16 protein-coding genes and 1 pseudogene are annotated in these 23859 nt (G+C 69.5%); 12 read left to right on the top strand and 5 right to left on the bottom strand.

The annotated features are described in order from the left end of the window. The 8 genes and pseudogenes from D7Y21_RS41840 to D7Y21_RS19725 form a co-directional block, all read left to right on the top strand. Window positions 1–393: pseudogene (locus D7Y21_RS41840) on the top strand (serine/threonine protein kinase); the annotation flags it as partial. Window positions 394–553: 160 nt separating this feature from the next. Then, the gene (locus tag D7Y21_RS19755) at window positions 554–1078 is read left to right on the top strand and encodes a MerR family transcriptional regulator (RefSeq protein ID WP_014397953.1); all 525 of its coding nucleotides are present in this window, start codon (window positions 554–556) and stop codon (window positions 1076–1078) included. 57 nt (window positions 1079–1135) lie between these two features. Further along, window positions 1136–1627 (top strand): sigma factor-like helix-turn-helix DNA-binding protein, encoded by a 492-nt coding sequence (locus D7Y21_RS19750; RefSeq protein ID WP_014397952.1) that lies wholly within the window; start codon window positions 1136–1138, stop codon window positions 1625–1627. Window positions 1628–1733: 106 nt separating this feature from the next. Next, on the top strand, window positions 1734–3278 hold the full coding sequence (purH, locus tag D7Y21_RS19745; RefSeq protein WP_120565908.1) for a bifunctional phosphoribosylaminoimidazolecarboxamide formyltransferase/IMP cyclohydrolase: 1545 nt from the start codon (window positions 1734–1736) through the stop codon (window positions 3276–3278). A gap of 4 nt (window positions 3279–3282) precedes the next feature. Beyond that, window positions 3283–6261, top strand: a complete 2979-nt coding sequence (locus tag D7Y21_RS19740; protein WP_121715025.1) for a zinc-ribbon domain-containing protein — start codon at window positions 3283–3285, stop codon at window positions 6259–6261. A gap of 1 nt (window position 6262) precedes the next feature. After that, window positions 6263–7522 (top strand): phosphoribosylamine--glycine ligase, encoded by a 1260-nt coding sequence (gene purD / locus D7Y21_RS19735; protein WP_121715023.1) that lies wholly within the window; start codon window positions 6263–6265, stop codon window positions 7520–7522. Continuing rightward, window positions 7519–8631 carry an LptF/LptG family permease gene (locus D7Y21_RS19730; protein WP_120565911.1) on the top strand — a complete coding sequence of 371 codons (1113 nt, stop codon included), beginning with the start codon at window positions 7519–7521 and terminating at the stop codon, window positions 8629–8631. The genes purD and D7Y21_RS19730 overlap by 4 nt, the downstream gene beginning before the upstream one ends. Further along, window positions 8628–9746, top strand: coding sequence for an LptF/LptG family permease (locus D7Y21_RS19725; RefSeq protein ID WP_120565912.1), 1119 nt, complete (start codon window positions 8628–8630; stop codon window positions 9744–9746). Before D7Y21_RS19730 ends, D7Y21_RS19725 begins: the two co-directional genes overlap by 4 nt. Window positions 9747–10031: 285 nt before the next feature. Here the strand turns inward: D7Y21_RS19725 and D7Y21_RS19720 are convergent, their stop codons facing one another. Further along, window positions 10032–11207 carry an acetate/propionate family kinase gene (locus D7Y21_RS19720; RefSeq protein WP_121715021.1) on the bottom strand — a complete coding sequence of 392 codons (1176 nt, stop codon included), beginning with the start codon at window positions 11205–11207 and terminating at the stop codon, window positions 10032–10034. Next, window positions 11204–13564: a phosphoketolase gene (locus D7Y21_RS19715; protein ID WP_120565914.1), complete on the bottom strand. Its 2361-nt coding sequence runs from the start codon at window positions 13562–13564 to the stop codon at window positions 11204–11206. The genes D7Y21_RS19720 and D7Y21_RS19715 overlap by 4 nt, the downstream gene beginning before the upstream one ends. A gap of 234 nt (window positions 13565–13798) precedes the next feature. Between D7Y21_RS19715 and D7Y21_RS19710 the strand changes: the two genes are divergently transcribed. Further along, on the top strand, window positions 13799–15277 hold the full coding sequence (locus D7Y21_RS19710) for an ELWxxDGT repeat protein (RefSeq protein ID WP_199735456.1): 1479 nt from the start codon (window positions 13799–13801) through the stop codon (window positions 15275–15277). Between the two features lie 45 nt (window positions 15278–15322). On the opposite strand, the gene D7Y21_RS19705 is transcribed toward D7Y21_RS19710, so the two are convergent. Beyond that, the gene (locus D7Y21_RS19705; RefSeq protein ID WP_121715019.1) at window positions 15323–16792 is read right to left on the bottom strand and encodes an MDR family MFS transporter; all 1470 of its coding nucleotides are present in this window, start codon (window positions 16790–16792) and stop codon (window positions 15323–15325) included. Between the two features lie 180 nt (window positions 16793–16972). Here D7Y21_RS19705 and D7Y21_RS19700 point away from each other — a divergent pair, with 180 nt between their 5' ends. The 3 genes from D7Y21_RS19700 to D7Y21_RS19690 are packed head-to-tail and all read left to right on the top strand — an operon-like array spanning window position 16973 to window position 20002. Then, entirely contained in the window at window positions 16973–18250 is a 1278-nt protein-coding gene (locus D7Y21_RS19700; RefSeq protein WP_121715017.1) for an O-antigen ligase, read from the top strand. Between the two features lie 52 nt (window positions 18251–18302). Next, window positions 18303–19103: a DUF3472 domain-containing protein gene (locus D7Y21_RS19695; RefSeq protein WP_121715015.1), complete on the top strand. Its 801-nt coding sequence runs from the start codon at window positions 18303–18305 to the stop codon at window positions 19101–19103. Between the two features lie 32 nt (window positions 19104–19135). Further along, entirely contained in the window at window positions 19136–20002 is an 867-nt protein-coding gene (locus tag D7Y21_RS19690; RefSeq protein WP_121715013.1) for a GNAT family N-acetyltransferase, read from the top strand. A 39-nt stretch (window positions 20003–20041) separates the two neighbouring features. Here the strand turns inward: D7Y21_RS19690 and D7Y21_RS19685 are convergent, their stop codons facing one another. Continuing rightward, the gene (locus D7Y21_RS19685; RefSeq protein ID WP_121715011.1) at window positions 20042–21124 is read right to left on the bottom strand and encodes a hypothetical protein; all 1083 of its coding nucleotides are present in this window, start codon (window positions 21122–21124) and stop codon (window positions 20042–20044) included. A gap of 70 nt (window positions 21125–21194) precedes the next feature. Further along, on the bottom strand, window positions 21195–23510 hold the full coding sequence (locus D7Y21_RS19680; protein ID WP_121715009.1) for a patatin-like phospholipase family protein: 2316 nt from the start codon (window positions 23508–23510) through the stop codon (window positions 21195–21197). Between the last annotated feature and the right edge of the window lie 349 nt (window positions 23511–23859).

Raw genomic sequence — 23859 nt, 5'->3', positions numbered from 1 at the left:
GTGCCCCCGGCGGAGCCCGCCCGCACGCCGGCCGCGGAGACCGTCGACGCGGAGCTGGAAGGGCAGCGGCGCGAAGAAGCCGCCCTGACTCCGCCTCCGTCCACCGAACCGGCCGCCCCCGCAACGACGCCCACGGCGGACCCCGCCACGGCGCCGCCCGCCGCGGACTCGGCGAAGGCCATGGGCACGCTCCAGGTGAAGGCCACCCCCTACGCCACCGTCTACCTGGGCGCGAAGCGGCTCGGGGACGTGCAGGGCCGCGCGACCTACAAGGTGCCGGCCGGCACGTACACCGTGACCTTCCAGCACCCGACCAGCAAGAAGACGTTCACCGTCGTCGTCCCCGCTGACGGCACCGTGATTCAGGAGTTCCGCGCGCCCCGCGGTCGCTGAGCTGAAGCAGCCCCCTTTCCGTTCCCTCGATCCCCTGAAGCCCCCGGCAGCCGGCGCGGAGCGTCGGCCGGACGACGTCCGTCCGCCCGCCTGCTCGTCTTCCTTGACGAATGACGCGCGAATCTGGCACCTATGGCATCCATTCAGTAGCCTCTATTCAATGGAATCGATGGACCTGCTCGCGCCCGAGGAACTCGAGCGCATCGAGCGCGAAAACGCGGGCGGGCTTCCCGCGAACGCGATCCTGGAAATCTTCCGGCCCCGGGGCGTGAGGCTCTCGGAGGCGACGTTCCGGAAGTACGTCCAGGCCGGTCTGCTCCCCCGCAGCCGCCGTGTGGGCCGCAAGGGGAAGCACCAGGGCAGCCTGGGCCTCTACCCGGTGGAAGCGGTGCGGCGCATCAACGTCATCAAGAAGATGATGGCCGAAGGACACACCCTGGAGGACATCCGCCGCTCCTTCGTGTTCCACCGCAACCACATCGACCAGCTCCAGAGGGACCTGTCGGAAGTACTGGACGGGTTCCAGGAGGAGCTGGGAGGACGGCCCCTGGGAGGAGAACGCAGGAGGTCACTTGAAGCCCAGTTGGCAACGCTCAGGCAACGGGCGCAGGATCTGGTCCGCGATGTCGCCCGGTTGGGCAGCGCCGTCACGGCGCGTGAAGACGAAACGCTCCGGCCACAATAGGATGCCCCCCAGGGTCCTGTTGAACCGGCTAGACTCCGCGCATCTGGAGGACGAAACATGTCGGAAGTGAAGCAGCTGCAGGAGGGCGAGGGGGGGAATGAGGAGGAGCAGCCCGCGGAACGCCGGCGCTCCAAGACGATGTCGCGCAAGGAGATGGCGCGCGACCTGCGCCGGCGCAGGCTCGCCGGTCAGCTGGACCCGGAAGAGGCGGAGACCCTCAAGCTCGTGGACGAGCAGCGGCCGCGCACCCGCGCGGACTGCATCAACGGCCCGCGCCCGTGCCTCTTCGTGTCCTGCAAGCACAACCTCTACCTGGACGTGAACCCGGAGACGGGCTCCATCAAGCTCAACTTCCCGGACAAGGAAATCACGGAGTTGGAGCACACCTGCGCCCTGGACGTGGCGGAGAAGGGCGGCATCACCCTGGAAGAGGTGGGGGAAATCATGAACCTCACCCGCGAGCGCATCCGCCAGGTGGAGACGCGCGGCCTGATGAAGCTGCGCGAGGCCACGGAGGCCGAGCCTCCCGTGTCTGCCCGCAAGCCCTGAGGGCAGGGCACTGTTTCGCGCCGGGCCTGGGGTGACGTGTTGCGTTGACACCCCAGGGGGTGGTTGCTAGGACCCGCGCCACCCCCACCCATTGCGAGGCGCACACGTGCTGGCTCTCCTGAGCGTTTCCGACAAGCGCGGTCTGGTCCCCTTTGCCCAGGGCCTGGTGCGGCTGGGTTACCGGCTGCTCTCCACGGGCGGCACCCTGGAGGCCCTGAAGGCCGCCAGCATCCCCGCCACCCAGGTGTCCGAGCACACGCAGAGCCCCGAAATCCTCGGCGGCCGCGTGAAGACGCTCCACCCCCGCATCCACGGCGGCATCCTCGGCCGTCCCGACCTGGACAGCGACAAGGCGGAGATGGCGGCGAACCACATCGAGCCCATCTCGCTGGTGGTGGTGAACCTCTACCCGTTCCGCCAGACGGTGGCGTCCGGCGCGGGCGAGGACGACGTCATCGAGAACATCGACATCGGCGGGCCGGCGATGGTCCGCGCGTCCGCGAAGAACTTCAAGCACGTGGCCATCGTGGTGGACCCGGACGACTACGCGCCGGTGCTCGCGGAGATTGAGGGCCAGAAGTCGGTGGGCCTGGAGACGCGGCGCCGGCTGATGCGCAAGGCGTTCGCGCACACGGCGGCCTACGACGCGTCCATCTCCGGGTGGCTGTCCGGCGAGGCCCAGGAGCCCTTCCCCGAGGAGCTGTCGCTCGCGTTCCGCAAGGTGCAGGGCCTGCGCTACGGGGAGAACCCGCACCAGCGCGGCGCCTTCTACAAGGAATACGCCGCGCCCAAGGAGCCGTCCGTCGCCTTCGCGAAGGTGCTCCAGGGCAAGGAGCTCTCGTACAACAACATCCTGGACCTGGACGCGGCCCTGGGGCTCGTCCTGGAGTTTCCGGAGAAGCCCTGCGCGGTGGTCATCAAGCACAACACCCCGTGCGGCGTGGCGGTGGACGACGCGCTGGAGAAGGCCTACCGCACCGCCCGCGCGGTGGACGAGGTGAGCGCCTTCGGCGGCATCGTGGCCTTCAACCGGGAAGTCGACGAGGCCACGGCGAAGGCCATGGCGGAGACGTTCCTGGAGGCGGTCATCGCGCCGTCGTACTCGGCGGTGGCGCTCCAGGTGCTGGCCGGGAAGAAGAACCTGCGCCTCTTGGAGGCGGGCCCCGCGCTGGCGTCCGCCACGGCGGCGCCCCGGCCGCAGGTGGACGCGCGCAGCGTGTCCGGGGGAATGCTGCTCATGGACCGGGACGCGGTGGAGCCGCCCCTGGAGTGGAAGGTGGTGTCCAAGCGCGCCCCCACGCCGGAGGAGGAGCGGGCCCTTCGCTTCGCCTGGAAGGTGTGCAAGCACGTGAAGAGCAACGCCATCGTCTTCGCGGCGCCGGCGCAGCTTCTGGCCCAGGGCGGCGGGCAGACGAACCGGGTGGACTCCGTGCGCATCGCCATGACGCGGGGTGGCGAGGCCCTCAAGGGTAGCGCCGTGGCCTCGGACGCCTTCTTCCCCTTCCGGGACGGGCTGGACGAGGCGGCCCGGGCGGGGGCGACGGCGGTCATCCAACCGGGCGGGTCTGTCCGGGATGCGGAGGTGATTGCCGCCGCGGATGAACATGGGATGGCCATGGTGGTGACGGGAGTGCGACACTTCCGCCACTAACTTCATGCGCATCGTCTGCCAGAAATGCGCGGCGGCCTACGCGATCGACGATCGGTTGATCACGACCAAGGGCGTCCGCGCGCAGTGTCCCCGCTGCCGTCACCTCCAGCTCGTGAAGCGGGAGGCCTCGGCCGCGTCCGTGACGGCTCCCGCTGAAGGGGCCGTGCCTCCCGCCGCCGAGCTGAAGCCGCCCGCGGCCGCACCGGCGCCTCCGGTCGCGCGCGAGCCCCGGAGCAATCCGGCCGCCGCGGCGAAACCGCCGGAGCCTCTGGCCGCGCCGAAGGCGGCCGCGAAGTCGGACCTCTTCGGGGACTTCGGTGAGATGCCGGAGCTGGGGCCGCCGGGGAGCGTGGACCCGTTCGCGGACCTGGGGCCGCCCGCGTCGCAGGTTTCAAGGGGCCTTCCCGCGGACCCGTTCGCCAATCCGGGCCCGTCGGTTCCGCCGGCCGCTTCCAAGGCGGCGCCCGCCGCGAGGCCCGCTCCTCCCGTGCCCGCCGCGCCCGCGGTGGCGGCTCCCGCGACGCCAGCCGTTCCGGAAGACCCGCTGCTCGACTTCCTGGGCCCTGCGCCCGCGGGCCTGGAGCCGGAAGCCGCGCCGGCGCCCACGCCCGGACGGGGCTCCTCGCCTCCCGCCGGGGCGGTGTCCCTGGGCCGCATGTCCGCCCGCGCGCCCGCGCCGGTCGTCCCGAAGGCGGAGACGCACAAGAACTGCCGCTCGTGCGGCAAGGACCTGACGGACCCCTTCGACCAGGCCCTGGGCATCTGCGAGGCCTGCAAGCAGCGCGAGTCCGCGTTCCCCCGGGAGTCCTCCGTGGTGGTGGCGCCCGAGGCGGCGCCGCCTCCGACCGGCGGCGGCGCCCTGGTGGATCTGCCCGTGATGAGCGGCCTGGACGGCACCTCGTCCGGGGACGAACCCCTCTCCGAGGGTGCCACCGCGCTGGCGCTGGACTCCCGCGTGAGCTCGGTGAAGCCCGCTCGCACGTCGCACATCACGGCCGCGCCGGTCCGCAGCGCGCAGCGTGGCGGAAGCGGCGGCAGCCGTGCGGGAGTCTTCGGCCTGCTGACGCTGGCGGTCCTCGGGGCCGGTGGCGCGGGCTACTACTTCCTCGTGCACAAGCCCCAGCAGGAGCAGCGGATCCGGGACGCGCAGCCGCCCGCTCCGGCCGCGGTGCCTCCGGAGGTGCTGGCCGCGGTGGGCCGGTGGAAGCTCCAGTTCCTGGAGTTGGAGGGCACCAGCGCGGAGCACCTGGCCGCCGGCCAGAAGCAGCTTGCGATGGACCAGCGCATCGCCTACACGGAAGCCGAGGAATCCTTCCAGCAGGCGCTGCTGCTCGACTTCCACAGCGCGGACGCCATCGCCGGGTACGTGCAGGCGCTGGCGCTCGGGCGCGGTCCGGGCATGGACGACAACTCCTTCCAGGAGGCGCGCGAGCTCATCCAGGCCGCGACGGGCATGGCCGGCGAGACGCCCGCGCTGCTCGTCGCGCACGCGAACCTGCTGCTGGCGCGCTCGCGTCAGGCCGGCAACCTGGAGGAGGCGGCGCGGCTGGCGACGGAGGTCCTGTCCCAGCCGAAGGCCGCTGACGCCTACAAGGCGGAGGCGCACCTGGTGCTGGGCCGCTCCCAGGTGGCCACGTCACGCGAGCTGGCGAACCAGGAGTTCGACGCCGCGCGGAAGCTGGCGCCGAACCTCCAGCGCGTGGACTACTACAGCGCGCTCGCGCACGAGCAGGCTGGCCAGTACGGGCTGGCGCTCAAGCAGCTGCGCCAGCGGATGGAGTTGGATCCGCAGGACTGGAACAGCCTGGAGGCCGCCGCCCGCATCTACGTGGAGGTGGGGGAGACCGCCCGCGCGCGCAAGCTGTACGAGGACCGGCTGAAGGCGAAGGCGGGCGACGTGCGCGCCTCCCTGGCGCTGGCGGTGCTGCGCTACCAGGCGGAGGGCAACGCGCGCGAAGCCGTGCGCGCCCTGAAGGACCTGACGAAGAACGCGTCCCGCTACGGCCCGCGTGACGCCTCCGAAATCTTCAGCCACCTGGCCGCGGCGGAGCGCACCGCGGGCAATGACGCCGGTGCGGCGAGCGCGGCGGCGGCGGCCCTGAAGGCGGTGCCGGCGATGCCGGAGGCCCACCTGCAGTGGTTCCTGGTGGCGCTGGCGCAGAAGGACGCGGCCCTGGCCCGCGAGCACCTGAAGGGCTTCCAGGGCCGGCTGCAGGACGCGGCGCTGGAGAAGGTGCTGGAAGGGCGCGTGCACCTGCTGGAAGGCGACGTGGCCGGAGCCCAGGAGCGCTTCCAGCAGGCGGTGCGGCTGGACGACCGCCGCATGGACGCGAAGCTGCTGGAGGGCGTGGCGGCGGCGAGCGCGAAGAAGCGCGACGAGGCCTTCCGCCTGTTCTACCCGGTGCTGGAGGCGCGCGTGTGGGACCCGCTGCGGCTGGCGCCCCGGCCCGCGCTGTCGCGCTTCTGGCTGCGGCCGGGCGACACGCTGGTGGGCGTGGAGAACGTGGTGAAGTCCCTGGGCGACCGCGCGGAGGACGTGCAGCCCCTGCTCTACGAGGCCCTGGTGCGCTTCCATCAGGGGGACCGGCAGACCGCCGAGCGGCTCTTGAGCTCCGTGGTGGATGTGAACGCGAACAGCGGCGGTGCGCAGGCTTACCGGGCGCTCATCGCGCTGGACACGAAGGGGCCGCAGGCCCGGAACCTGGCGGAGCGCGCGGTGGGTGTCGAGCGAGGCCTGCCGGTGGCGCGCCTGTCGCTGGGGCTCGCGCAGGCGTCGGCCGGGGACGTGGCGGGCGCGATGCGCACGTTGCAGTCCGCGTTGGACGTGGCGCCGAAGATGCTGTCCGCGCAGACGAAGCTGGCGGAGTTGCTGGTGACGTCGAAGCCGCAGGAGGCGCGCGCGGTGCTGGAGAAGGTGGTGGGGTTGGACCCGTCCTACTTCCCGGCGAAGAAGCTGCTCTTCAAACTGGACGAGCGAGGTTGACGTGAAGGTCCTGTTGCTGGGGTCGGGCGGCCGCGAGCACGCGCTCGCGTGGAAGCTGGCCCAGAGTCCTCGTCTCTCGCGGCTCCTCGTCGGCCCGGGCAACCCGGGCACGGCGCGGTGGGGCACCAACGTGCCCCTGCAGGCGGACTCGCCGGAGGCGGTGGTGTCGCTGGCGCGCCGCGAGCGCGTGGACCTGGTGGTGGTGGGCCCGGAGGCGCCGCTCGTCGCGGGCGTCGCGGACGCGCTGGCGCAGGTGGACATCCCGTGCTTCGGCCCCGTCGCGGCGGCCGCGCGCATCGAGGGCTCCAAGGCCTTCGCCAAGGAAATCATGGCGGAGGCGGGCGTGCCCACCGCGGCCTTCCGCGTCTTCACCAACGCGGCGGAGGCGGAGGCGTACGCCGTGGCGCAGGGCCGCATCGTGGTGAAGGCGGACGGCCTGGCCGCGGGCAAGGGCGTCATCGTCGCGCCGGACGCTCAGGCCGCGCGCGACGCCGTGCGCGCCGTGGCGGAGATGGGGCAGGCGGGCCAGCGGATGGTGCTGGAGGAGCTGCTGGAGGGCGAGGAGGTCTCGCTCATGGCCCTGTGCGACGGCGAGCGCTACGTGCTGCTGCCGCTGTCGCAGGACCACAAGCGCGTGGGCGAGGGCGACACGGGCCCCAACACCGGCGGCATGGGCGCGTACTGCCCGGCGCCGTTCCTCACGCCGACGCAGCTGGCCCAGGTGGGCGAGCAGGTCATCGCGCCCACGCTGGCGGTGCTCAAGAAGCGCGGCACGCCGCTGCGCGGGGTGCTGTACGCGGGGCTGATGCTCACGGCGTCCGGCCCGAAGGTGCTGGAGTTCAACGCGCGCTTCGGCGACCCGGAGACGCAGGTCCTGATGATGCAGGTGGACGAGGACCTGCTGCCGCTGATGGAGGCGTGCGCGAAGGGGACGCTGGAGCCCCGGCCGTTGAAGCAGTTCCCCGGCGCGTCGGTGGGCGTGGTGCTGGCGGCGGAGGGCTACCCGGAGGCGCCGAAGAAGGGCCAGCGCATTGAAGGGCTGGACGCGGTGGCGTCGAACGCTCCCGTGTTCCTGGCGGGCGTGGCGAAGCAGGACGGCGCGCTGGTGACGGCGGGCGGCCGGGTGCTGACGGTGTGCGCTCGGGGCGACAGCCTGGCGACGGCGCGCGAGCGGGCCCTGGAGTCGGCGGACGCCGTGCGCTTCGAGGGCAAGCACTTCCGCCGGGACATTGGCGCGCGGGGGCTGCGGGCGCGGCCGTGAAGCTGCTGGCGCGCTATCTGCTCAAGGAGCTGCTCGTCCCCCTGGGTGTCTGGGTGGCGTTCATGTTCCTGCTGCTGTTCGTGATGCAGTTCCTGCGCGGCACGGACGTGCTGCTGGGTTCGGCGGTGACGCTGGTCGACCTGAGCCGGCTCATCGCGTACCTGGCGCCGCACTTCCTGGTGATGGCGCTGCCCATCGCGTTCCTGCTGGCCATCCTGCTGGGCCTGGGGCGGCTGGGCGAGGACCGGGAGCTCACGTCTCTTCAGGCCCTGGGCATCAGCCCGCTCCAGTTGCTGGCGGCGCCGCTGGGCGTGGGCATCGCGCTGAGCGCGTTCATGGTGCTGCTCACGTCCACGGTGGAGCCGTGGGGCCTCACGGGCGTGAAGGACCTGGTGGGCGAGGTCATCCAGAAGAACGTCGCGGGCGACGTGAAGTCCGGCGTCTTCTACGAGGACCTGAGCGACCTGACGCTGTACGCGCAGAAGGTGGCGCCCAAGGGCGGCGGGTGGACGAACGTGCTCTTGCACGACGACCGCGACCCCAGCTCGCCGCTGCTGGTGCTGGCGCACAAGGGCAGCGTGGGCACGTCCGAGCGGGGCGAGGCGCTGCGGATTGAATTGAAGGAAGGCGAGGTGCACCGCGCCAACCGCTCCTCGGTGGACGCGAGCGTCGTCGCCTTCGAGAAGGCGGAGATCAACGTGGGGCTGGGCGGGTCGCTGTCGCGGCGCAACCGGTTCCGCTCGCCGAAGGAGGAGCTGACGCCGGTGGAGCTCCTGGCGGCGGCGAAGGACGCGGAGGAGCGGCGGGAGGATTCTCGGCCCTTCCTGATGGCGCTGCACAGCCGGATGGGCAACGCGGTGGCGCCGGTGGCGTTCGCGCTCCTGGGCACGCCGCTGGCGATTGGCCGCAGGCAGTCGGGCCGCGCGTGGGGCTACCTGCTGACGCTGGGCGGCTACGTCCTCTACTACCTCTTGAGCCGCGCCTTCGAGCAGATGGGACAGAAGGGCCAGATGCCGGTGTTCGTCGCGGGGCAGCTGGCGAACGTGCTCTTCATGGTGGTGGGGGCGTTCGCGCTGTACCGCGTGACGCGTTCGGGGACGGTGCGATGAAGGGCACCCTCTTCCGGTACGTGGTGGGCGCGTACGTGCGCTACACGCTGGGCATCCTGGCGGGCGTGGTGGCGGTGTTCCTGGTGGTGGACTTCGTGGACCGCGCGAAGGCCTACGGCGGCGAGGGCTGGGTGCTGGATGTGCTCAAGCTCTATGGCTACAAGGCGCTGGTGACGGTGCAGCAATTGGGGCCGGCGGCGCTCTTGTTGGCGGCGGGCACCACGGTGTCGGCGCTGCGCAAGAAGGGGGAGGTCACGGCGCTCCGGGCGCTCACCTTCGGGCCGGCGTCGCTGTACCTGCCGGTGGGCATTTGCGCGCTGGTGGCGTGCGTGGGACTGGTGGCGTTCGACGAGACGGTGGCCGCGCGAGCGGGTCGGCGCGTGGATGAAATCACCACGCAGCGCTTCAACCGCTGGGGCGACTGGCGGATGTACTACACGCCGAAGCAGTGGTTCCGGCGGGGGGACTCCATCTTCTTCCTGCGAGGCGGCAACCCGCAGGAGGGCTTCGAGAACGTCTCCATCTTCACGCTGACGCCGGAGTTCAAGCTGCGACGGCGCGTTGACGCGGGGCGGATGCGCCCGGTGGAGGGTACGCGCTGGGAGCTGACGGACGTGGTGGAGCGCACGTTCACGGAGGACGGGCGCACGTCCGTGACGCAGCAGCCCACCGCGGAGTACGAGCTGGGCGTGGGCGCGACGACGTTCCGCATCCGGCCGGGCCGTCCGGAGCAGATGCGCCTGGGAGAGCTGGGCGAGCAGATTGTCGCCAGAGCGGAGGTGGGGCTCGCGACGAAGGCCTTCCAGCTCGCGTGGCACAACCGCTTCGCGTATCCGCTGGCGGGGCTGCCCGCGGCGTTGCTCGCGGTGGGCCTGGCGCTGCGGACGAACCGGCGCGGGCACCTGACGGCGGCGGTGGTGGAGGGGCTGCTCATCGCCGTGGCGATGTGGGGCCTGATGGTGGTGTCCCGCACGCTGGTGCTCACCGAGCGTCTGGCGCCCGCCGTGGCGGCCTGGATGCCCACGACGCTGCTGACCGTGGTGGCGGCGGCCCTATGGCTGCGCCGCGAAGGACTGTTGCACTTCCCGCGCCGAAGCGTGACGCGGCAGGCCTGAGCCCGGCAGGCACCCCGCCGGTCCAGGAACCCCAAAACCTGTCGGACAGTCGGACAAGTTTCCGCGGTCCGACCTCGCGGGCATCCCGCCTGTCCAGGGACTCCAAGCCTGTCGGACAGGTTTCCGCGGCCCGGGCGTCGCGGAGGCCCCGGGCGGCCGAGGAGTTCCAAAACCTGTCCGACTGTCGGACAGGTTCGAGCGTGTCGCCGCCCGCCGAAGGGGGGCTGCGGGGTTCTCACTTCCCCGCAGTACGAGTGGAATTCGGGCCCGGAGGGGCAGGGGGCTTCATCCTCGGAGGAGCCGGCGCGTGTGACGGGCGAGCTGAACCTCCTCATCGCTTGGCAGCACACGCACCAGACACGATGACGCATCGGTCGTGATGACCGCCGCGCCCGCCTCGTTCCGCTGCGCGTCCAACTGGATGCCCAGGTGGCCCAACCTCCCGCACACGCCCTCGCGAACCCGCGCGCTGTTCTCCCCGATGCCGCCCGTGAATACGAGCAGGTCCAGGCCGCCGAGCACCGCCGCGTAGGCACCCACCGTCTTCGCGATGCTTCGTGTGAAGACGTCCACCGCCAGCGCCGCTGCGGCATTGCCCGCCGCCTCGTCACGCGTGAGGGCCTGCATGTCGCTGGTCCCCTCCGACAAGCCCCGAAGCCCGGCGTCGTGGGTCACCAGCGTCTCCAGCGCATCCGCGTCCATTCCGCCCGTGCGCATCAGGAACAGCAGCACGCCCGGATCCAGGTCGCCCGTCCGGGTGCCGCTGGGAATGCCACCGGTGGGCGTGAAGCCCATGGAGGTGTCCACGGAGCGCCCGCGCTCCAGCGCCGCGAGGCTCGCGCCGTTGCCCAGGTGGGCCACCACGGTGCGCGCGGGCACCTGGGGCTCGAGCCTCGCCACGATGGACTCATACGACAGGCCGTGGAAGCCGTACCGCTGCACGCCCTGGTCCCTTACGGAGCGGGGCAGGGGGAGCGTCGACGCGACCTCGGGCAGCGTCGCGTGGAAGGCCGTGTCGAAGCAGACGAACTGCGGCACACCCGGGTACTGCCGCTCGGTGGCGCGGATGAGCCGCAGCGCCGGAGGGATGTGCAGCGGCGCGAAGTGCGTCGCCTTCTCCAGCGCCTTCATCACCTCCGGCGTCAGGGCCTGGTGCTCGCGCAGGAGGGGACCGCCATGCACCACACGGTGCCCGATGGCGCGGGGCCGCTCTCCGCCCAGTTCCTCCAGGTGCCGAACGGCCTCGCGGAACGCGTCCTCCTGCGATGGATGCCGCACGTCCACCGCGCGCACCTGCTTCCCCGCGCCGTCCTTCACGACCAGCCGGCCCTGCTCCGCGCCGATGCGGGTCGCGCTTCCCTTGAACCGCACTGACTCCTGGCCGTCCTGTTCGACGTAGAGGCCGAACTTCAGCGACGATGAGCCGCTGTTGATGACCAGCACCGCGCCCGGGTCGCTCATCGCGTGGTCCACTTCCAGTTGGCCACCTCGGGCATGTCCTCGCCGTGCTCGGACACGTAGAGCTTGTGCCGCTGGCGCACCTCGGAGAAGCGCTGCTCCGCGTCGCCCAGCCGGTGCCGCGCGGCCTTCGAGTGCCGGATGGCATCCAGCGCCAGGGTGAAGCGGTCCATGTCGTTGAGCACCGTCATGTCGAACGGCGTCGTCGTGGTGCCCTCTTCCTTGTACCCGTGCACGTGGATGTTGCCGTGGTTGGCCCGGTTGTACGTGAGCTTGTGCACGAGCGTGGGGTAGCCGTGGAACGCGAACACCACGGGCTTGTCCGTGGTGAACAGGCGGTTGAAGTCCTCCTCGTTGAGCCCGTGCGGATGGACGTGCACGGGCGCGAGCGTGAAGACATCCACCACGTTGACCACGCGCACCTTGAGCTCCGGGGCCCACTCGCGCAGCAGCGTCACCGCGGCCAGCGTCTCCATGGTGGGCACGTCGCCCGCGCAGGCCATCACCACGTCCGGGTCGCCGTCGTCGTTACCCGCCCAGTCCCACGCGCCAATGCCCGCCGAGCAGTGGCGCACGGCGCTCGCCATGTCCAGCCACACCGGCGACAGCTGCTTCCCCGCGATGATGAGGTTCACGTAGTTCTTCGAGCGCAGGCAGTGATCCGCCACCGACAACAGCGTGTTCGCGTCCGGCGGCAGGTAGATGCGCACCGTGTCCGCCTTCTTGTTGGCCACGTGGTCGATGAAGCCCGGGTCCTGGTGGGAGAACCCGTTGTGGTCCTGCCGCCACACGTGCGAGCTGAGCAGGTAGTTCAGCGACGCGATGGGCTTGCGCCACGGCAGCTCCTTGGCGCTCTTGATCCACTTGGCGTGCTGGTTGAACATCGAATCGATGATGTGGATGAACGCCTCGTAGCAGGAGAAGAAGCCGTGGCGTCCGGTGAGCAGGTACCCCTCCAGCCAGCCCTGGCAGAGGTGCTCGCTCAGGACCTCCATCACGCGGCCGTCGACGGAGAGGTTCTCGTCCGTGGGCTCCTGCTTCGCGTCCCAGCTCTTGCCGCTGACGGCATACACGTCCTGGAGCCGGTTGGACGCGTTCTCGTCCGGGGCGAACATGCGGAAGTTCTTCGCCGCTAGGTTGTGGCGCATCACGTCCCGCAGGTAGCCGCCCAGCACCTTGGTGGCGCTGACCTGCTTGGAACCCGGGACGCCCGGGTCGACCGCGTAGTCGCGGAAGCCCGGCAGCACGAGCGGCACCAGCAGCTGGCCGCCGTTCGAGTGCACGTTGACGCCCATGCGCAGCCGGCCCTTGGGCGCGATGTCCGCCAGCTCCTCGCGGAAGGTGCCGTTCGCGTCGAACAGCTCGCGGGGCCGGTAGCTGTGGAGCCACGCTTCCAGAATCTTCAGGTGCTCGGGGTTGTCGCGCACCTCCTCCAGAGGGACCTGGTGGGCGCGCCACGTGCCCTCCACGGGCTTGCCGTCCACCACCTTCGGGCCGGTCCACCCCTTGGGGGTGCGCAGCACGAGCATGGGCCAGCGCGGGCGGGTGGGGTCGTTCTTCTCGCGGGCGTGGCGCTGGATGCGCGTGATTTCGGCGTAGAGCGTGTCCAGCACCTGCGCCATCCGCTGGTGCATGTCCTTGGGGTCGTCGCCTTCCAGGAAGTAGGGCGTGTAGCCGTAGCCCTTGAAGAGGGCCTCCAGCTCGTCGGCGTCGATGCGGGCGAGCACCGTGGGGTTGGCGATCTTGTACCCGTTGAGGTGCAGGATGGGCAGCACCGCGCCGTCGGTGATGGGGTTGATGAACTTGTTGGAGTGCCAGCTCGCGGCGAGCGCGCCCGTCTCCGCCTCGCCGTCACCGACGACGCACGGGACGATGAGGTCCGGGTTGTCCAGCACGGCGCCGTACGCGTGGAGCAGCGAGTAGCCCAGCTCGCCGCCCTCGCTGATGGAGCCGGGGACCTCGGGCGCGTCGTGGCTGGGGACGCCGTAGGGCCAGGAGAACTGGCGGAACAGGCGCTTCATGCCGTCGCGGTTGCGCTCGATGTTGGGATACAGCTCCGTGTAGGAGCCCTCGAGGAACGTGTTCGCGATGATGCCGGGCGCGCCGTGGCCGGGGCCAATGAGATACATCATGTTGGCCCGGTGGTTCCGGATGATGCGGTTCAGGTGCACGTAGATGAAGTTGAGGCCGGGCGTGGTGCCGAAGTGCCCGAGCAGCCGGGGCTTGATGTCCTCGCGGGTGAGGGGCCGCTCCAGCAGCGGGTTGTCCTTGAGGTAGATCTGCCCGATGGACAGGTAGTTCGCCGCGCGCCAGTAGGCGTCAATCTTTCCAAGCTCGTCGTCACTCAGCGGACCCGCCATCTTTCATCTCCCGAGGTGAAGGCCGTGCATCCCCCGGAGAGGGATGGGACTCCAGCTGACCCACGCCATGCAATGTCTGCGATGGGAAAAGTGGGGCGCGTCGGTTTCCCGACAGCGGCAGGAGTATCGGGCGCCCGTCGGATGCACCACACGCCCTGGTCCCCTCGGGACACATTGGCGGTCACCTGCCCGCGTCCCACTGTCCCGTGCCTTGGACTGACAAGGAGGCGGGCGATGCGCAAGCGATGGATGGTGGGTCTGGTGGGGCTGTGCCTCATGGGGTGTGGCGGAATCCAGGACGCGGAGGCGCCCGCGGCGGAGGAGCGACAGGTCCAGGCCCAGGCGTGCACGCCCGCGCTGGCCGCCACCAAGGTGAAGGACATCCTCCCCCCGGATGCTCCGCTCCCTTCACCGTTCCGGCCGATTCCGACGGGGCTGACGAACGTCGCGGGCACGCTGTTCTTCTCCGCGGATCCCTACCAGGGGCCGGCGGCCCTGTGGCGCAGTGACGGCACCTCGGCGGGCACCGCGCCGTTCAAGGAGTTCCCCTCCGAGGGGCTGACCTTCCGCGAGTTCGCCTCCTTCACCGCCGTGGGCTCGCGCCTCTTCTTCACGATGAACGACCCGGTGGTCGGCCGGGAATTGTGGGTGACGGACGGGACGGCGGCGGGGACGCGGCTGGTGAAGGACATCACGCCGGGCATCGAGAGCTCCTCCCTGTCGAATCTCACCTCCCTGAGGGGCGAGCTGAGCTTCTTCCTCACGACGGCGAGCGGGATGGAACTGTGGCGCTCGAACGGGACGGCGGCGGGGACCTACCGGGTGGTCTCCTTCGGGCCCGAGGAGTCCATGGCCTTCCCCACGTTGCGGACGCATGGCGCGCTGCTGTTCTTCCTCCAGGACGCGGTCCACGGCACGCGCCTGTGGCGGACGGACGGCACCGCGGTGGGAACCCGCGTCGTCAAGCGTCTGGACGCGGGCCAGCCGCCCGTGACGTCCGCGCGGCCGAGCTATACCGGCCTGGGGCTGTTCACGTTGGAGGACACCTCCGGGACGGAGGTGTGGCGGACGGATGGGACGGCGGCGGGCACCGTGCGCCTGGACACCTTCGGCAAGCTGGTGACGTTGCTGGGGTCGGTGGGGCCGTACGTCGTCGTGGCCGCGCGCACCGCGGACAACGAGCACTTGAAGCTGTACCGCCTGTTGTTGGCGGGGGACGGGAAGGCGACGGTGACGACGCTGCCCAACCCCTTCGAGGGCCAGCCCTTCAACGAGCCCTCCGTCCAGGATTCGAGCGAGGCGGGCGGAAAGCTCTACTTCTCCGAGTGGATCAGCTCTCCGGGCCCCGCGGCTCGCCAGGTCAGCCTGTGGGTGACGGACGGCACGGCGGGAGGCACCCAGCAGCTCAGCCAGCGGCTCATCACGTCCGATATCCGCAGCTCGCCCCTCTTCGACACGGGCACCGGCACGCTGCTCTTCAGCTCGGGGGATGGCGGCATGGGGATCGCCCCACAGGTCACGAACGGCACGCCCGCGGGCACGGGCCTCGTCACCACCTCCAGCCCGGGAGGCGGCACGCCCGAGGAGTTCACCCGCGTGGGCAGCACCATCTACTTCCGGGGGTACTCCGGCGTCCACGGGGATGCGTTGTGGTCCGTGCCCGCCAATGTGAGGTGCACCCCGCTGAGCGCCAGCGCAACGCCAGACGCATGACCTGCCATCGGGTTCCAGTGAGCCCCACCTCCTGGAACCCGGCGGTCAGTGGGAGGCGGTGACGTCGGACATGTTCACGGGCGTGGTGACGCGCTTCACCTTGGGGAAGAACAGGCCCGCCGCGAACGCGGCGATCATCGCCGAGCACATGATCCAGAAGTTGATGGACAGGCCGGTGTTCAGCGCGCTGCCGAGCGTCTCGAGGACGGCGGGAGCCAGCCCGCGTCCGTGCTCGGGGCCGAGCAGCTCCGTGGCCGCGCTCACGGGGACGTTCGGGTCCTTCATGAGCTGCGACACCAGCACGCCGCCCATCACGCCCACGCCCAGCGACCCGCCGATGGTGCGGAAGAACATGCTGCTGGCCGTGGCCACGCCGCGCAACTCCCAGCCCACGGTGGTCTGGACTGCCACCATGGTCGCCATGGCGGCGAAGCCCAGGCCAATGCCAAACAACCCCATGGCGATCTGCGGCACCAGCATCGAAGCCCCGGGCTTGAGCAGCAGCGCCATCAGCACGGTGCCAATGGAGGCCAGCCCCAGCCCGCCGACAATGAGCGGCCGGAATCCGGTGCGGACCATGAGCCTGCCGCCGATGAGGCTCGCCAGCGGCCAGCCGACGATCATGGGGGTGATCATCCCGCCCGCCATCGTGGCGGAGCCACCGAGCACGCCCTGCACGTACAGGGGCACGTATGTGGTCGCGCCGAACTGGGCGGCGGAGAAGAGGGCGCCCGCCAGGTTGGAGATGGCGATGGTGGGAATCTTGAAGATGCTCATCGGGATGATGGGCTCGGCGGCGCGAAGCTCCACGAACACGAACGCGGTGAGGAGCACCGCAGCGAGGGGAAGGGCGAGCAGTGTCCGCCCGGAGCCCTGCACGCCGAACAGCAGCGCCACGACGCCCGAGGACAGCAGCGCCGCGCCCGCGTAGTCGAGCCGGGCACGAACCTTGGGCTTGAGTTGCTCGTGGAAGAACGCGACGAGCAGCACCATGGACGCGATGCCGATGGGGATGTTGATGAAGAAGATCCAGTGCCAGGTGAGGTACTTCACGATGAGGCCGCCGGTGAGCGGGCCCGCGAGGCCGGCGATGCCCCACACGGCGCTGAACGCGCCCTGGACCTTCCCGCGCTGCTCCAGCGTGTAGATGTCCCCGATGATGGTGAGCGCGATGGGCTGCATGGCGCCAGCGCCCAGTCCCTGGAGGACGCGGAACGCGATGAGCATGTTCATCGACGTGGAGAACCCGCACGCCAGGGACGACAGCAGGAACAGGGTGGAGCCGAAGAGGACGATGGGCTTGCGGCCGTAGAGGTCCGCGAGCTTCCCGTAGATGGGGACGGTGATGGTGGACGACAGCATGTACGCGGTGAAGACCCACGCGTAGTGCTGGATGCCGCCCAGGTCGCTGACCACCGTGGGCATGGCGGTGGAGACGACGGTCATCTCCAGCGCGGCCACGAAGAGGCACAGCGCCAGAGCCAGGGTGGTGAACGGTCGATGGGTGGTGCGCATGTCGGAAGGGGGGCCCGGGAAAGGAGCCTGGGTAACGCGTGCCCGTCTGGAGCGCCAACGTCAAGCACGTGAAAAGGGATGACGGGGCCCATCGCCGGGGATTCCGGGGCCAGTCCGGAAGGGCAGGGGAGCACGAGGTGGGATAGGGTCCACCGGCCTCGCGAGTTCGAGGCGCACGGCATGGGCACGGATACGCAGACGGTCGAGTCAGGGCGCTGGAGGACGGCGGTCGCCGCGGTGTTGGGGCTCTACGCGGTAGGGCTGGTGCTGGCGGAGGCGGTGCTCCAGGCCGGAGCCATCCTGGCCACTGCGCTGGCCCTGGCGCTGGCGGTGACGAAGCGGCTGCGGCTGGAGAAGGACGTGAGGGCGTTCGTGCTGGCGAGCGTCGCCCTGTGCGCCTGGCAGCTGGTGTCCCCGGCAGTGGCGTTGATGACGGGAGCCGCGACGAAGTGGCCCCGGGGCGCGAGGTACGGCCAGGCGCTGGACACGGTGGCGGGAGCAGCGGTCGCGTGCGTCGGGACGCTGGGAGTGCCCTGGCTGATGCTGGGGAGCCTCATCGCGGGAGGCTGGCTGCTGGCGGCGGCGCTGGGCCTCTTCCAGCACCGGGTGCCGTGGCCCTGGGAGCCACCGAAGTTCACGAAGCTGAACCTGGCGCGCCTGCACGAGAACTTCGGGACGGAGGAGAACCCGAGGTACGCGGCGGGAGGCTTCTTCTTCCACCGGCTGCGGTTCGCGCACGGAGCGATTGCCGTGCTGGGCCCGGCGCTGGCGGTGATTGGCCGGTCGAAGGTGACGCGGCGGAGGGTGCTGGCCGGGGTGATGGTGCTGGGGCTGCTGCTGTCCATCTACGGCGCGTTCGCGCGAGCGGCGCTGGGAGCGGCGCTGGGCGTGTGCGTGCTGGCGCTGCTGTTGTTGCTGCGGGGAACGGCGCGGAAGGCGGGGCTGGGCGTGGCGGTGGCGCTGGTGGCCGTGGTGCTGCTGACGCCCGCGTGGCGGGAACGGTTCGGCAAGGCGGTGGACAACCTCTTCGGCAGCGGAGAGCGGTCGCTGGCGATGTCCGTGGGCTGGAGGCTGGTGCGGGAGCACCCCTGGGTGGGCGTAGGCTTCGGTAATCACAAACCCGCGGCCCTGGCGACGCAGGCGGAGACGGGCATCACGGACCTGCTGGCCACGGACTCCCATAACCTCTGGCTGACGGCGTGGGCGGAGACGGGGCTCGTGGGGCTGGTGCTGCTGGCGACGATGCACGTCCTGCTGGCGCGGGCGCTGGTGCGAAGGCACCGGGCTGGTTCCATCCCAGCGACGGGAGCGCTCCTGTCGTTCGTCGGCTTCCACGTCCTGGCCCTGGTGCACTACCTGCCGTTCCACCCCAGCGTGCACCTGTCGTTCATGCTCATCTGGGGCCTGGGCCTGTGCGGGTACGGCCAGGGCAGTCAGGAATCAGCAAAGTCCGCTTAGTTTGAAAGGTTCGCCTTGACGGAGATGGGTGAACTGGCGAGAGAGCTGCGCCATGACCCGATTCCTTCAGGTGCTGACTCCCTTCTGTCTGGGTTCCCTCCTTGCCTGCGGAGGGACTGACCCTCAGGCCGCGCAACCCGAGCTGGCGACGACCTCGCAGTCCCTGGTGAAGGTCAACCAGACCTATTCTTACTGGGACGTGCAGAACGTGCCGGCTCAGGGCCTCTACAACTTCGATCTGACCATCTTCCCGTCGAACGACCCGGCCGCGGACGCGACCCACGTCGCGCCCTGGTACTTCTACGCCGCGCAGTTCGCTTTCAAGACGGGTGGCGATGCGGGCTACATCGGCATCCAGACGGACCCCAATGGGAAGCGCGCTGTGTTCTCCATCTGGGGAGCCAATGGCGCGACGTGCTCGAACGTGAGCGGCGCCATCTGTCAGCCGTTCTCCCACGAAGGGGTGGGGTACCAGACCATGGTGCCCTTCAACTGGGTGGCCGGGCAGTACTACCGCGTCCGCGTCTGGCAGAACGGGGCGGACGCGGAAGGGGAGTGGTGGCTGGGCGTCATCATCAACGACAGCACCCAGACGGAGACGGTCGTTGGCCGGATCCGCGTGCCGTGGGGCCGCAACTGGCTGAGCGGCTCCATCATCAACTGGGTGGAGTGGTACGGCCCCGGCACGGACAACTGCACCCAGCTCACGTCGTCCACGGTCTACTTCGCGCCGCCAAAGGGAAACGCCGGGACGCTCACCGCGCCGCCGCCCTACAACACGACGGGTCAGGGGCCGTGCGCGTCGGACGTCAGCGTGTACGGCGAGTGGATGAGGCATTACAACGGTTGGTGAGCCCTCTCCCGGGCACACATCGGAGCTGAACGATGGACGCGCATACGGTCACCCGGATCGGGTCACACGACAAAGACCTGCAGGAATTGTTCTGTGACTACGTGCCCCAGGTGTTCCGCCGTGCGGACTTCCGTCGTTGGCGCGCATGGGGAGAGTGGAACGACGACTACCACGCGTTCGCGCTGATGGAGGCCGGACGCGTGGTGGCCAATACCTCCGTGATGCGGATGCGCCTGCTGTTGGAGGGCCGCGACGTGACGGGCTACCAGTTGGGCGCCGTGGGCTGCCTGCCGTCGCATCGTGGGCGGGGACTGGCTCGGGTGGTGATGAACGCCGCGCTGGACGCGTGCGGGGATGCGCCCGTGCTGCTCTTCGCCAATCCCAAGGTGCGCCAGTTCTACCCGCGCTTCGGGTTCCAGCCGTGGAAGCAGATGCTGTTTGCCGCCGCGTACGATGCCGTGCCGGAAGGTCCACCAGCGCCCACGATCAATTTGGAGGACGCGGAATTGCGCGCCGGACTTGCCGCGCTCTCCAGCGAGGGGCTTCCGTCAACGGAGCGCTTCGGCGCGCGTGGCTACGCGACGGTGGCGAGCTGGACCGTGGCCAATGGTTTCGCGAGGCCTTTGCGTCAGCTGGGCTCGGACACCTGGGTGCTCGCGGGCGTCGAGGGAGACACGCTCTACCTCGACGATGTCTTCGCTCGGGAGCCCTTCGACCTGCGCGCCTGGCTCCCCCGGTTGATTGACCGGCCCATCCGGACCATCCGCTTCGGTTTCACTCCGGAGCGTTACTGGCCCGGTGCCGTGGAGGCCGGCGAGGACACGGAGGCCGACCTGTTCGTGCGGAACCTCCGGCTCTCACCAGAGGCCCACCGGTTTCCGATCATGGCCCACACGTGATTCTGTCCCCATGCCAATCCATGGGGACAGAAGAGAGCCTCACTGGCAGAGCTTCTCGACCGACTTGATCCGCACCGCGCCGTCGACGTTCGGATCGTTGGTCTGGTCGCCGAGGGCGATGGTGCCGTTCGTCATGAAGTTGTTCCGCGTGAGCTTCGCGACGCCGTCGACGCTCACCGTCGCTACCTTGGCGGCATCCACCGCGAGCTCGTAGACGTGATACGCGCCATCGGTCGCTGCGAAGGCGGAGGACTGCGTGTCATCCGCCCAGCCAATCGCCGCGCTGTCCAGGTAGATCATCTGCGAGCGATCCGTCCCGTTGCCGGCCGGGCTGGTGAAGCTCCCCAGGATGGCCGCGCCGCTGTCGAGCTGGTTGTGGGTGTTCACCGATTCGACCTGCATTGTCACGCGGAGCTTGAACGGCTGCGTTCCGTCAACGCTGTTCGCCCGCGCGATGAGCAACTGACCGCTCGTTCGGCCACCGCTGTTCGTCGACGTCGCGAGGCGGACGTAGTCCTCGCCGTACGTGAGCGTGTTCGGTGCCTGCGCGTACGTCGTCCAGCCCTGCGCTGCGATGTCGTCGCCGCCGACCAGTAGCGGAACGCTCGCGCGCGGCGACCACGTCGTCGTCGACGTCGCCGGTGCACAGACCTCACACTCATTCGCGGGGTTCGGCGTACCCTCGGAGTAGATCGTGCCGTCGATGAAGCACTTCGAGCTACACGCGCCGGCCGAGCAGACCTGTCCCGTGCCGCACGCCGTCCCGTCCGCGAGCGGCGTCCACGTGGTGGCGGACGTCGCGGGCACGCACTGCTCGCATGCATTCATCGCGTTCACCGCGCCGGCCGCGAACTGCTCGCCGTCGATCCGACAGACCGCGACGCAGACACCGGCCTCACAGGCCTCGATGGTCGTGCAGGCCTGGTCGCATCCTCCGCAGTGGGCAGGGTCGCTGTCGGTGTTGACGCAAGTGTCGCCGCACTGCGTGGCGCCAGCGTCGGTGCACATCTCAGGCACCGAGGCGTCGGGTGTCCCGCCGGGGTTGGGGGAATCGTCACGACAAGCGGCGAAGAAGCCGAGCACGACCACACAGGAGAGAGCGAGGGAGCGAATGGAGATCATGAATGTACGTGACTTTACGCCAGCGTCACGGATCGCAGGGGGCCCCGTCCTGGTTATTCGCGAGGAGTTGTCAGAGTCCAAGCTCCAGGCCGATGCCCGGGGCGACGGACCAAAGCGTCTTCCGCGAGTTGCTGCCCGGGTACCACTCACCGACCACCTGGGCCCGGAGGAACTCCAGGAAGGTGATGCCCACGAGCCCCTGGACGACGGGCCGTGAGCACGCGGTCACGTGGCTTGCGCCTCGGTCCGTGCAGAGGCTCGTTCCGTAGCCGTCGTTCGCGCTGAACAACCATCCGGCACGAAGCGCGAGACGGCTTTGGGAGAGGAAGGTCTGCTCCGAGCGGGGCTGGAACTCCAGTCCGCCCGTGAGGGCTACGCCAAATGGGTCGCTGCTGCTGCCGGAGGACAGGACGTCCTCGAGCCCTCGGAACCCGAGCGCCCCCGCGAACCGGAGCCCGGATGACAGCGGCATCGCGGAGGCCCCGACGCTCAGGCCGACCTCGCTCGCGGTGGGCCCCATCGTGATGTGCAGTGACAGGCGCTGAGGCTCGTAGCTGATGCTGTCCACCGCGAGCTTGCTGGCGAAACGGACCGTGGGCCTGTCGGCGTCGGGTTGCACCGCCGCGAGCCGGGTGGCCGCGTCGCCCAGTGCATGGCGGATGCGCAGGACGGCGAGGTCGCCTCTGCCTTTCGGTACGCTCAGGTCGTGGAACCCGAAGCCATAGGCACCCAGCAGCCGCATCGAATACGACAGCTCCGATTCGTCCTTGCGCTGCTTCCAGTCTGGCCACTCGGTGGGCTGGAGGCCCGGGACATGAGGCGGTGGCTGGCCCGCGATGGCGCGGTCACAGTGCGCGTTGCGCCAGGTGCCCGGGGGAACGGTCGCGGCGGACTTGCTGCATGCGTCGTAGAGCTGGTCCAAGGACATCTGCAACAACGCCCGGAAGTCCTCCAACGCTTCGCCCTGACAGGCCTGCTCCGCGCTCGGTGATGAGTCGTAGACAGCGCTCATGCAGGCGAAGGGTTGCCATCCGCCAATGCCATCCACCGCCGCCGCGCGAGGCCGCTCCGACGCCGTCCGCCCTTCCCGGAACGCGTCATCCATCATCCGCCGGGCGTCATACATGCCCAGGTAGAAATCAAAGACACGGAAGCTTCTTTCAAAGAAGCCCAGGAACGCGAAGAGGGGCGCACCGGCTGCGGGAAAATGCCGACGGGGGAGGGTGAGTCGTTTGGCGATCTCCGGCTCTTCCTCCAGGAGCATGGCCAGTTCCTTGGAGCGCGCCGTATCAACAAACGCCGCTAGGATCTCCGCGAGTGCTCCTGGCAGTGAGACTGGCCCGGCGCCTGCCTGGGCAGGAGGCGCGACCGGGTACTCCGTCGCGTCCGGATCGATGAATGCGAACGCGATTCCGGGAGGCGTCGTGCGTGTGTCGGGCTGTGGGACCGGACGCCACTCCAGCTTGCCGTCCGCGGTTTCGCGAAGGCCATCCCGGGCAAGCCCCACGGCCAGACGCAGGGGCGTGTTGTCGAAGACGCCGCCATCGATGAAGAGTTCGCGCTTTGCCTCCGAAGGCACGCATATCCCCGGCTTCGCGGAGGCGTTCGGCGCGCAGGTCCGCAGGGGTTGGGGTGGGAACGCGATGGGGAAGGACATGGACGCGAGCAGCAACTCGCGCAGGTTCGCGAAGGGGATCTCCCCGTGCTCGTCCGTCTCGAGCAATAGCTCCAGGCGCCGGCCCTCGCGAGTGGTGTAGTTGGTTGCGAGAGGATGTTGTCCGGCCCCGCGTCCCTGGATGCGGATGGCGAACTTCTCTTCGAGCCGAGGCAGATCGAGCCGTCCGTTCGCGGCTTGAAGGGCGCGAGGTGTCAGGCGCGTCGTCGAAACCCCGAGCACCACGTCGCAGGAACGGTCCAGGCCTCGGTTCCAGGTCTGTTCGATATGGGAGGCGCGCCGTTCCAGTGCCTCCCGCGAGAAGACACCGAGCGGCGTCGTTGATGTCGGGATGAAGAGGTCGTTGAAGCCAATGGGAACCCAGATGTCCCAGAACAACGATTGGCCCGGCGTGGACGCATCCACGCCACAAGACGCCATGATTGCCAGCAGGGCGTTGAGGCTCCCTGCGGAAGCGCCTGTCACGAGCCGCAGGTCCACGGCGCGTTCACCCTGGGAAGACGTTCCTGAGTAGTACAGGAGCCCTGCTTCATACGTGCCCAGGGACACGCCGCCACTCACGGTGAGCGATACGGCCCTTGGGTGTGCAGATTGGGGCGCGCTGGGGGCTTGAGCGCTCGTGTTTGATGCGACGAGGAATAGCACACCGGCGAGGGTGCGAGCCACGAGGAGCGCACGTCCAATGAGGCGCGATGTTGCAGGGCTGAGCATAAAATGCATTTCGCTAGAGTGACGTGGTCGACCTTGAGACCATGAGGCGCCTCTATACAGAAGCACCTCAGTCTCGTCCTGGAAACTGTTCCAGAGAAAGCCGGGGGCACTGGCAGCGAAATGGCAATTAGGCTCCGGCCCGTCTGGGTGCAAGCCCGCTTCAAGCGAGGGATCGCACCTTGACGAGGTCCGGAGTAATGACCGTTCCATACTTCACCCGAGTCACTGTGTCACCATCCGCAGTCGGGCAGCGTTCTCTTCGACCAAAACAGACTCTGTCGAAATATTTGTGTGAGGCCCTCTGCCGCACAGTCGCAGGTCGTGGCCACTTGGTTTGTCTTCTGCGGCA

This window comes from Corallococcus sp. AB045 (assembly GCF_003668895.1).
GTDB classification, from domain to species: domain Bacteria; phylum Myxococcota; class Myxococcia; order Myxococcales; family Myxococcaceae; genus Corallococcus; species Corallococcus coralloides.
This window is presented reverse-complemented; position numbering and strand designations above follow the sequence as displayed.